Source organism: Candidatus Protochlamydia sp. W-9 (genome assembly GCF_001950615.1).
Taxonomy (GTDB): Bacteria; Chlamydiota; Chlamydiia; order Chlamydiales; family Parachlamydiaceae; genus Protochlamydia; species Protochlamydia amoebophila.
Genome location: NZ_BCPZ01000119.1, coordinates 21615 through 32537 on the forward strand (window position 1 = coordinate 21615; position 10923 = coordinate 32537).

The following is a 10923-nucleotide window of genomic DNA, read 5'->3' on the forward strand; positions in this document are numbered from 1 at the left end:
TAGAATTTACGAAAATCCATCGCAAATTCTACTAATGTTGATGAAAAGTGGATAAGTCTGGTATTACAATAAGGCTTGCATGTAGCTTAGCTCTTATTATCTGTTGAATATAAGATAATGTTGTTCCTGTCGCCGAAAAACAAGAAGTGCAAGAACCTTGATACGCAATATGAAGTTCCCAATCATTGACTAAATCTAAAACTACTACTCCTCCAGCATCTAGCTCAATATAAGGTCGTACATCTCGATCTAATACTTCTTCAACCAAATTAATTTTTTGTTTTAAAGAAAGCTCAATCCATCCAGGATATCCTCCTTCTAAAACTTCTCCAATATCCAAAGGAGTCGGAGAAGCCACATAGCTAGAAGCAAGAGGAATGTCTAAACATTTTTCTGCCGCATTTTCCATCGCCCCTAAAATAATATTTAAATGTGATGACGCCTCTTTAGGAAAAGCTGCTTCATCGGGTTTATCTCTCACTTGTTTATCGAGGAGATCTACACTAATTCGCTTAGCTTGATCATAATTTTTACCGATCACAAGTTCACATGCAACTTCAGCAGCTCCGATAAGTGCCGATTGTCCATAAGCTTGAAATTTAGCATCAACAATAATGCCATCATCGGGGTCGACAAGCCAATATAAAATAACAGAATTACCATCTGCTAATTTTCCTTCCCGCCCTTCAATTAAACGCATCGCTCTTTCTTCTGATTGTTCTTTATTAAAAAAACCCATACATCGTGGTTTATCCATTTTAGCTAGTAACTTTTTGCTATAACGTGTCCACGGAAAACTTTGAGTGAGTGTTTGCAAAGTCATATTAAATTTTTCTCTCTGTCTCAAATAATTTATAAGAAGTTCGATTCAACTGCCAAGCACTTTCAACAATCAATTCAATAGCTCGATCAATTTCTTCCTCTGTTGTATAGCGAGATAAACTAAATGAAACGGCGCTATATGCTAAATTTTCTTCTAGGCCACAAGCGCTTAATAGTAAGCCAAGTTGTTGAAAATTTCCCCCTCCAATATTCGCATAAACTCCTTTACGATTAAGATTGAACAGTAATGCCTCATTAGCAATGCCGGGAAACAAAAGAGTTGTGCAATGAGGCAATCGTTCACATTCTCTAAAACAAATACTGGCTTGAGGATAAGCTTTCACAATCCCTGTTTCCAACTTATGTTTGAGTCTTGCGGTCTCAGTACAAAGTAAATCACGACATTCTAAAGTTTCTTTGGCAGCATAAGCTAGAGCCACTAACGATGCCATATTTAAACCTCCAGCCCGTAGCCCAGCTTGATCAGAACCCCCAGCAATCAATGGAGAACATTTAATTCCTTGTTTAATATATAATCCCCCCGTTCCTTTGGGAGCATGAAGCTGATCTCCATTAAACGTCATAAAATCCACAGAAAGTTCATCAAACTCATAAAATAATTTACCCAATACATGCGTGGCATCTAAATGAAGACGGATGTCACGCTGTTTACAGAGCGCTATTATTTCTTCCAGTGGCTGGACAACTCCTGTCAAACCATTAGCCCAAGAAAGAGAAATCAGCGCAGTACGCGGTGAAATAGCCTCGGCTAGAGCTTCTGCAGTTACAATACCATATTGATTCGATTCGATTATTTTTGCAACGCAACCTAAGGGCTCTAAGCGTGCCATTGCCATTAACGCTGGTGCTTCATCAGCATTAGAAGTTAAAAATTGATTTTTGCCACTTGGGAGCGTGACATCTCTATAAACGGAAGAAATCACCTGATTAACAGCTTCTGCTCCTGAAGAGGTCAATACAAATTGATCTGCTTCCTGAGCTCCCAAAAATGCATAAAGAATTTTATAGCATTCTTTCAAGACTGGATAAAGCTCTTGACCTTTTTGATGCGGTGCTGAGGGAAGACCCCAATGATCTGTTAAATAAGGCATCATTTGGCTAATTGATAAATCAGATGGACGACTAGTTGTACTGTTATCTAAATAAATAGGCAATTTAACCATGTTATTCTACTTTTGTTGTTTAATATATTCACCGTGATTGAAATCATAGATCACAGGAACCCCTGTTGCCAGTTCCAACTTAACGACTTGATCTGTTGTCAGCCCATCTAATTTCATGATAATCGAACGCAGGGAATTTCCATGTGCAGCAATAAAAATATTTTTCTTCTCTTTCAAATGAGGGACAATGGTGTTTTCAAAATAAGGTATGGTCCGAGCTGCTGTCATTTGTAAACTTTCTCCATTTGGAGGGGGAACATCAAAGCTTCGTCGCCAAATATGCACCTGCTCAGCTCCATATTTTTTAGCCATTTCTTCTTTATTTATTCCTTGTAATTCTCCATACATCCGCTCATTCAATTCCCAAGCACGAATGACAGGTATTGTCTGAGATTGAGATTCGGAACTATAAATCCTTGCCCATTCTTCTAGCCGCCCTTCACCTGTGTGAAGAATAACAGGGACTTTACCAGATGTATGAACAGACATTGCCAACATTGCTGTCATTTGAGCACGAATTAGGGAAGAAGTAAAAATTAAATCAATAGGGTAATTTTTGATTTGGTTTCCCGCCTCTATAGCCTCTTCAATTCCTTTAAAAGACAGGGGAATGTCTACCCAACCAGTAAACAAATTTGCTAAATTCCACTGAGATTGGCCGTGACGCATCAAAATTAATTTAACCATTTATCTTTACTCCATCTAATCAAGGAAATTTCTTCCCCATTTTATTGATTTTTAATTTTTTAAGAACTAATATTAATAGTTCTTTCGTAAAAAGGAAGAAATAGAAAAAAGAATGCCATTTGAATCATAATTCATACTAACAAGAATTTACAAATTCTGCTCAAAAAATAGACGATTCAGTTTTATTCAATGTAATAGATCATTTTCTATAGGATTCATCTGAATCTAAAATTCAGATATCATCTTATTAACTATTAGTCAGGACTTTTGTGGAAACAAATCGATTAAGTAAAGTATTAGCTGCCGCAGGAATTGCTTCACGAAGAGCTTGTGAAGAATTGATTTTTCAAGGTCTCGTAAAAGTTAATGGGGAAGTCATTAAGATTCCTCAAACAAAAGTTAATCCCGAAATCGATACGATTACTGTACGAGATGAAGTAATTAATAGAAAAGAAGACAAAGTTTACTACTTACTAAATAAACCTCCTGGTTATATCTGTTCAGCACGAAAAAGTGGTCAAACAAAAATTATATTAGATCTTTTTCAAGATGAGGGCCGCAGACTTTTTACTGTGGGAAGATTAGATAAAGATACGCAAGGCCTACTCATTGTCACAAATGATGGCCACTTTGCAAATCAAATCATTCACCCTTCTGCTAATATTCAAAAAGAATATTTAGCAAAAACAGATCAAGAAATTTCTCATGAACATCTAATTGCTATTGCCAATGGAACTCTTGTAGAAGGAGTATTTGTAAAACCGATTAGAGTTCAAAAAGTACGTAAAGGAACTATTAAAATCATTATTGGAGAGGGAAAAAAACGAGAAGTGAGAATGCTTTTAAGTGCTGCTGGTTTAAAAGTACAAGAGCTGACACGTATTCGACTTGGTGGTTTACATTTAGGTCGCTTACCAATTGGAAATTGGCGTCCCTTAACTGAAACTGAAAAAAAATCTATTTTTTCTAACTAAAATACTATGAAATCAAATAAATTACCCTCTACAGATTTCGAAACAGTGATGCCGCTGCTTATTAATGCTTGGCGTCGTTTTCATAAATTATCTGGTCCAGCTGACGCTTTGCAAACAAGAGAATTTCGCAGTGTTGTCTCAGCAGTTCAAACTTTGCAAAAAGGTTTAGAAACAGGGCGGGATTTAGTTGGACAAGACTATTTTTCTAAATCAGATCTTTTAGGTGCTTATCTTCTTTATCAATGGCCTATCCATTATCAAGAAGGATTGAGCGTCATCAATGAAATTCCCCAAACTCCCGTTCGCGTCTTAGATATTGGTAGTGGGCCTGGCGCGTTTTCTTTTGCAGCTCTGCACCATGGAGCAAGAGAAGTGATTGCTTTAGACAAAAATCAGACGGCACTTCAATTAGCAGCAGACGTTTGCGGAAGATATGGTTATCCCTTAACTATACGACGACATGATCTCAAAAACGATGATTTGCCTGTTGATGGAACTTTCGATTTAATTATTGTAGGACACTGTTTAGAAGAGTTATTCCCCGACACCCAAAAAAACTGGTTTGAAGCTCAAAAAACATGGATTCACTCCCTTTTAGAACGCTTGACCCCGCAAGGACATTTATTGCTTGTTGAAAGCTCTTTACTGCATTCTAATCGCCGTTTATTAAATCTTAGAGATCACCTAGTTAAAGATCAAATAACTGTGCAAGCTCCATGCGTTTGGCGTGGAGAATGTCCATCTTTACAAACTAAAAATAGCCCCTGCTATGCGCAAAGAGAGCTAGAAAAACCTTATTTATTAAAAGAAATTCAACGTGCTGCCCAAATTAACTTAGGATCACTCAAAATGTCCTACGTTATTTTTAGAAGCCCACATGTTCATTGGCCAGACTTGCCACCTAAACAATTTTATCGTATTATTAGCCCCCCTATTGAAACACGAACAGGGACTCGTTATTATTTATGTGGAACAGATGGCAAAAAAAATTTAGGAACTCACCTCACTAAGCACCCTCTAGAATCAAAGGCTTTTGAATATTTAAAAAGAGGCGAATTGATTTCTATAGACCAAGCTTTAGAAAAAGGGAATTTATTTGATATTGTCGTTGGCACTAGGATTAAAGTAGAAGCTGCTTTAAATAAACCCTTGCCTGAAGAAAATTTACAAGATATTCCTGAATAACTCTATAAATCTTTGCAAATTTAAAATTTTCTTAATCTAATATTTATAGATTGCCTCTATTTTTATTTTCATTTATCAAAATTTTTTTAAAATTAATTTCCAAATGAAAAGATTAACGGACCGACCATACGTGATAAAAAACGAAGATGGCAAAAATCAAATTCCCCCTCATTCTTTGTCTCATGTTGTTGATATCCTAAAGACTGCAATTAAGAAAATCGATATTTTTACACAACCTGAAGCGTCTAGTTTAGAAGTTAAAGAGGACGGAAGTTTAATTGCGAAGAAAAAAAACCGCCTCGAAAAATTTCTAGGGTTTGCAAAGTCTTTTATGGGGCCCTTATTGTTTGCAACAATACGTCATCAACAAGAAAAAAAACTATATGATCTCAAGCAACAAATTTTGCAAGCAAGAGACGTTTTACAAAGTCACTCCTCATTAATTGAAAAATTAAAAACTGGAGATTCTTCCCAGCAAAAGCTAGCCAATTCCGCTTTAGAAGCCATCCAACGTTATAATTCAATTTTAAAAAAAGATTATAAATCTTTAGCAAGATATGACTTCTATAATTATGAGCGTAATAATCTTTTATCCGATAAAGAAATTAAAGGACAACTGATTCAATTGCCTCATACCGTTTCTATTAAATATGACGCGAGTGTTTATTCCGATAAAACTAAAACAACTTTGAAAGAATTAGGAATAGCATTTCAAACTAACTCTTTTAAAAAAGCGCATGCCGTTAAGCAAACTACGCATAAAAAAGCTGAACAATTCATGCTTGATACATTTCGCATGAAAGCGATTCGGATGATACAATCTCATCTTCCGCAATCCTATTCAACAGCAGAAATTTTACAACTCATTACTCAAAGCCCTATTAACTTGGAATTGGAAAATGATCTTGTATTAATAAGACAGCAATTAACTATAGGTCCAGGGTCTATTATTATATTATTTGGATCATTTAAGCAGTCTTCCGATTTAATGAGCATGCCTATTATTGATCATATTCAACTCTCTTCAGAAGCCACGCATTCCGGTTTTCCTTATCCTTCTCAACACTGTGGATGGGCGTTAATAGATGAGTTAGTGCATGCCTATACTTTGAGAACAGAGCAAATCCCCTTATATAGACAAATTGAATCTCGCAAAAAAAAACTTTCCCAACACTTATTATTTGATTCTGATTATATTGCTAAAAGCTACCAACAATTCAAACTCAAGCGAGAAAATTTTGATAAAAATAAAGCGATTATTTTACCTTTGCATAGACAATTACAAGAAGCTATTTTAAAAGGTTGTTTTCTATTTACTGAAAACAACAAAAAAATACTCTCCATTTTTTATGAAAAAATTCATTCGGCTGTTTCCCCTTTCGACTTTCTCACATCTCTTCAAGAAGAAATCACAAGGAAATTTATTCAATATCCAGCTAAGCTACTGGAAGACGAGTGGTTAGAAGGCAATCAAACTCTTCTTCGTAAAGGGACTCCAGCTGAAAGATTCCAACAAGCTAAGACCATCCTAGAAACAAGCCGAGAACAAATGATCTCTGATATTTCAGATTTAGAAGAAAATGACATATCAGCTTATATCCGTCTTATCGGTTCGGCGCTTGGCAAAGCCTCTCAAAATATTCTTCTACAATACTTTTCTGAAAAAATTGGTTACGCCCCTCCTATGCTTAGCGATTTTGAAAGAAAGGTTCAACTTTGTGCGTTCGAACAATTATTAGTTTTTCTTGATGATATGGAAAAACCTATTGACCCAGCTACTGATTTTATTCAAGATTTGATACAAAAAACTCAAAAAGATCTGGCAATTTTTACACAAACAATAGATGAATCACCTGCGGAAGCTTTAATTAATGAGTTAGAAATTTATTTTAATTCTAGATATAATAGTATAGTTAAATAAAATTAAAATTTATTATAAAAAATAATTCTAGTTTTTATTTCAATCTAATCAAATCCTCTTAAAAACTCTCAGCAATAATGTATTAAAACTATGCCTCAAAATCCCTCTTCCACTATACAACAAAAAAACTATTTTTTATCAATGTTAGTATATTATAACTCAGACCTGAATAAATCATATTTATTATCGCGATCTAAAAATAACATCTTCTCTTCAAGTTCACCTTAAATAGAAACTTGGAACCCATTTTTCTCCTATTTCATTAATTGCTAATCAAATTTTTTCTACTAAAAGTAAACTAAATAAAACTCCTCGTTTAAGTCAGCCACATTCAAAATTTTATCTATATTGGAAGAAACCATAACTGAAAAATGTGAAGAAGGATTGCTAAAAAGAACAACCTCCACCCTTGGCAGAAAAAAGTGATAAAGAATGACTTGAAAAAATTTTATATTTCCCGACAAAACTCTTAAGAAAAAGAAAAGCGACAACTCTGCTTGAAGTAAGTAAAGAAAAAAATTTATAGGTCTTCTAAAGACAAATCAGAAGAAAAAATTGCCACTTAAATAAGGTGAAAATTATTTTAAAAAGGAGAAATATTTATTCCTTTTTAAGAGGATATAAAGAGACTAAAAATTTCCAACGAAAATTATTAACTGCTTGATTTTGTATAAAGGTTTGCATTTCTGTTCGAGAAGAGCGTGCAAATATTCGAATTTCCGAATCTAATAAACGATAGAGGAAATGATTAGCTAGTTGTTTATTTGGCAAATAAATTTCCAATACTTTTCGACACCGGTTAATGAGGTATTGCTTGCGAAATAAACGTCCTAAAGCTAATCCAACAAAAAAAATAGGGATTAACTGCAATCCTAGCATAAAAATTGTGGCTAAAGAGATATCAATCATGAGAAGAGCTAAGTTTGCTACCAAAATAACACCTAAAAGCAAAATAAATAACAAACTTTCTTTTGAAGATTGCACGATAGGTCCTAAAAAACGACGTAGGCGAGAGGGAGAAGATTGATAGGCTAATATTTCTTCAAATTGCGGTTCTGTATACATCATACGACCTACGTGAGCTAATTCATGAATCAACAATTCTTTGCGATTATAAATTCCTAGGTAATTCGGCCGCTCCTTAAATTGGGCTCGTAATTGCAAAAAAGCTGCTGTAGGAGTTTGCTCGTCTAATTGAAAAATCCACGCGCAACCAGCATGCCAGGGAGCTAATTGATAGTTGTTAAAAAAAAGAGGGGGCCAATGAGGTGCTATTCCATAAATTTGCTTAGTCTCTTCGGCTGCTTCTTGCAACATAACTTGAGATGCAAGATCGCTTTCTTCAAAGGGAATATCAGGTCCGGTATTTTGAGTGAGTTTTTGCTTTAAATTTTCGCAAAAAGCAACACGTTGATTAAAATTTACTTCAGATTCTTCGGGGCCAGGAATAAATCCTTCTTGATTCCATCTTTCCCAATCCTTGTGTTTATTTAAATTACTCATAAAAATTTCTTAATTTACTGTCAAAATTTTAACATTTAATCTCATAAGTTTATAATGAATAGATCGATAGAAATCAAATATCCCTTATTGAAATCCCTTTAAAAAATCACCATTGAAGAGAAAAATGACATTTTACTTGAAAGACGAGTGGCTTTATGGCAGGCTAGAACTGTTTATTTCCCAAAAATGAGCAGATTTGAGGATCCGTTATGCTAACAGATGATTATGAAGAATTCACTGAATCGCAAATTCAAACATTAAAGCGATATGTTACCAATACATCTAGTCATGTTTTCGCATTGAGAAATTTACCCGAAGTCATTAAAGGCGCGCTTTTTTCGCGTTATTCGCGATCTAGTCTGGGATTGAGAAGTTTATTACTTAAAGAATTCATTTCTAACAATGATGAAACGGCATTTGAAGATATTGTTGGAGTAGCTTTCAAAGAAGAAGAAGAACAACAAACTCATCAAAGTGAGGCCATTAGAAAAGCGCAAGCTTTTTACGATCGAATTTTAGATGGTTATGGAGATGACTCAATTGGCGAATTAGGAGGAGCTCATTTAGCGATTGAAAATGTTTCTATGATAGCCGCTAAACTGATTGAAGACCATCGTATTGGAGGATCTCCTCTTGAAAAATCGACTCGCTATATTTATTTTGATCAAAAAGTGAATGGAGAATACCTTTTCTATCGAGAACCAATTTTAATGACTTCAGCTTATCGCGATAGTTATGTGCAAACCTGTAATATGTTATTCGATACGTATAGTCGTTTAATTCCTCCCATGACAGCTATTATTGAACAACGATTCCCCAAAGATCCCTCTATTTCTAAAACCGCTTATACAGCCGCGTTGCGAGCTAAAGTTTTAGACTGTTTACGAGGCTTACTACCTGCCGGAACCCTTACCAATATGGGAATTTACGGAAATGGTCGGTTTTTTGAACATCTTATTCACAGAATGAACTGTCAAAATTTGGCAGAATTACAAGATATCGCTAAAAGAAGTCATCAAGAGCTTTCTAAAATTATTCCTTCATTTGTACGCCGCTCAGATCCAGCCCATCGTACGCATCAAAGTTACGCCCAGTTTTTAGAAACAATGCAATCGGAACTTAGACTAATTGCCGAACAATATCTTGGTAAATGTGATCGATCACTTCAACCCGGAGTTCGTCTTGTTTCTTCCGATCCAGAAGCTGTCACTAAGGTCGCCGCTGCTCTTCTGTTTTCACTAGGGGACAAAGGGTTTGCAGACATTTGGAATCAATGTAAACAACTGTCTGATGAAGAGCTCGCGCGAATTTTAGATGCTGGTTGTAATGCACGTGAAAATAGGCGACAAAAATCTCCAAGAGCTCTCGAACATGCTGAATTTACTTTCGAAATCATCTCAGATTTTGGCGCTTATCGAGATTTACATAGACATCGCATTTTAACGCAAGAACGACAACTTCTTTGTTGCGACTACGGATTTTATATTCCTCCAGAAATTCAAAACACTCCTTACGAAGAAGCATATTGTCATGCACTCAACCAAGCTAAAGAAGTTTTTGATTTGATTTCAAGCGAACTCCCTGAAGAAGCTCAATATATCGTTCCAATGGCGTATAATATTCGTTGGTATTTTCATGTGAATTTGCGTGCACTTCAGTGGCTCTGCGAATTACGTTCTGCCCCAGCAGGTCATCCAAGTTACCGTCATATAGCTCAAACAATGGCTAGACTAACCTGTGAAGCCTTTCCTGCTTTCGAAAGATTTTTTAAATTTGTCGATTACGAAGGATACGAGTTAGGAAGACTCAATCAAGAACAAAGAAAAATTGATAAACAACAATCACTTCTTATTTAATCTATGATTAAACGCAAAACTAAGTTGCAATTATTAATTGAAGTGACAAATTGAGCTAGCTTTTATTTATTATTTCAAAAGTGAGTAAATCATCCATGCACTTCGATCAAAAAATTCTCAGCTAATTTTTATTTCTATTCTTATATTTAATGATGGCAGCATGTTAATTAAAATTTATTTGATTATTTATAGATTTTTTGGATAATGCTAAATAGATAAGGCTATTTCAATAAACTGATCTAAAAACTGATTTAATTTGATAGATTAATTATTCTAATTCAAGCGAAGAAGAGCAATGAGATAGACACACTGGCGGATCCGATTTGGTAAAGAAGAATGGTGATACAAGACAAGAAAAGCAAAATTTTTGCTGTTTAGAATGTGGCAAACAGTGGAGCGAAAACAATAAAGCTAAAAACATTAACGAACAAACAAAAGAATTTGCCAGAAAAGCTTTTTAAGAAAGAATGTCTCTTCATAGAGTTTGTAGAATGTTTGATGTAAGGATGCCCATGTGCCATGGCTGCTAGATTTTATGGATTTCATTATCAATGATTTACTTGAGGGGAGATTTAAATACACAAGTCACTTGTCATGAGAACGATGAGTTGAAAATGATCAGTAGTTATGGCTTGTCTTTCATAAAAAAATTGCCAAGTGCTTGCTAGGCTAGTGGATCTTCGAGATAAAAAACCGCTGGGCTTCTTTTTGCCAAACTGCCTGAATCCTTAAAAATAAGCCCTCTATTTCGCTGATAAATTAATGTCTATTGGGAAACCATTCCTTGGAGC

At 35.1% G+C, this 10923-nt stretch carries 8 protein-coding genes and 1 pseudogene; 5 read left to right on the forward strand and 4 right to left on the reverse strand.

Annotated elements, in window-relative coordinates; genetic code table 11:
- Window positions 1-31 precede the first annotated feature (31 nt).
- Genes BU804_RS03275 through BU804_RS03285 form a run of 3 tightly spaced genes read right to left on the reverse strand, consistent with a single transcriptional unit; the run spans window position 32 to window position 2693 of the window.
- The gene (locus tag BU804_RS03275; RefSeq protein WP_075882958.1) at window positions 32-823 is read right to left on the reverse strand and encodes an iron-sulfur cluster assembly scaffold protein; all 792 of its coding nucleotides are present in this window, start codon (window positions 821-823) and stop codon (window positions 32-34) included.
- 1 nt (window position 824) lies between these two features.
- A complete protein-coding gene (locus tag BU804_RS03280; protein WP_193427185.1) occupies window positions 825-2006 on the reverse strand; it encodes a cysteine desulfurase family protein in 1182 nt (393 codons plus the stop codon).
- 6 nt (window positions 2007-2012) lie between these two features.
- Window positions 2013-2693 (reverse strand): 2,3-bisphosphoglycerate-dependent phosphoglycerate mutase, encoded by a 681-nt coding sequence (locus tag BU804_RS03285; RefSeq protein WP_075882959.1) that lies wholly within the window; start codon window positions 2691-2693, stop codon window positions 2013-2015.
- A 269-nt stretch (window positions 2694-2962) separates the two neighbouring features.
- Between BU804_RS03285 and BU804_RS03290 the strand changes: the two genes are divergently transcribed.
- The 3 genes from BU804_RS03290 to BU804_RS03300 all read left to right on the forward strand — a co-directional run bounded on the left by BU804_RS03290 (window position 2963) and on the right by BU804_RS03300 (window position 6773).
- Window positions 2963-3667, forward strand: a complete 705-nt coding sequence (locus tag BU804_RS03290) for a pseudouridine synthase (protein ID WP_075882960.1) — start codon at window positions 2963-2965, stop codon at window positions 3665-3667.
- Window positions 3668-3673: 6 nt separating this feature from the next.
- Complete coding sequence (locus tag BU804_RS03295) at window positions 3674-4852, forward strand: small ribosomal subunit Rsm22 family protein (RefSeq protein WP_011174709.1); 1179 nt, start codon at window positions 3674-3676, stop codon at window positions 4850-4852.
- A 130-nt stretch (window positions 4853-4982) separates the two neighbouring features.
- Entirely contained in the window at window positions 4983-6773 is a 1791-nt protein-coding gene (locus BU804_RS03300; RefSeq protein WP_075882961.1) for a hypothetical protein, read from the forward strand.
- Window positions 6774-7373: 600 nt separating this feature from the next.
- On the opposite strand, the gene BU804_RS03305 is transcribed toward BU804_RS03300, so the two are convergent.
- A complete protein-coding gene (locus BU804_RS03305) occupies window positions 7374-8276 on the reverse strand; it encodes a hypothetical protein (protein ID WP_075882962.1) in 903 nt (300 codons plus the stop codon).
- A 209-nt stretch (window positions 8277-8485) separates the two neighbouring features.
- Here BU804_RS03305 and BU804_RS03310 point away from each other — a divergent pair, with 209 nt between their 5' ends.
- The gene (locus BU804_RS03310) at window positions 8486-10132 is read left to right on the forward strand and encodes an FAD-dependent thymidylate synthase (protein ID WP_075882963.1); all 1647 of its coding nucleotides are present in this window, start codon (window positions 8486-8488) and stop codon (window positions 10130-10132) included.
- Window positions 10133-10455: 323 nt separating this feature from the next.
- Window positions 10456-10923, forward strand: a pseudogene (locus tag BU804_RS14540) (IS1 family transposase); the annotation flags it as partial.

What these genes read in the sequence shown, in the direction of transcription:
- BU804_RS03295 (WP_011174709.1), top strand. Translation starts at nt 3,674, where the DNA reads ATGAAATCAAATAAATTACCCTCTACAGATTTCGAAACAGTGATGCCG.
- BU804_RS03310 (WP_075882963.1), top strand. Translation starts at nt 8,486, where the DNA reads ATGCTAACAGATGATTATGAAGAATTCACTGAATCGCAAATTCAAACA.
- BU804_RS03280 (WP_193427185.1), bottom strand. Translation starts at nt 2,006, where the DNA reads ATGGTTAAATTGCCTATTTATTTAGATAACAGTACAACTAGTCGTCCA.
- BU804_RS03275 (WP_075882958.1), bottom strand. Translation starts at nt 823, where the DNA reads ATGACTTTGCAAACACTCACTCAAAGTTTTCCGTGGACACGTTATAGC.
- BU804_RS03285 (WP_075882959.1), bottom strand. Translation starts at nt 2,693, where the DNA reads ATGGTTAAATTAATTTTGATGCGTCACGGCCAATCTCAGTGGAATTTA.
- BU804_RS03305 (WP_075882962.1), bottom strand. Translation starts at nt 8,276, where the DNA reads ATGAGTAATTTAAATAAACACAAGGATTGGGAAAGATGGAATCAAGAA.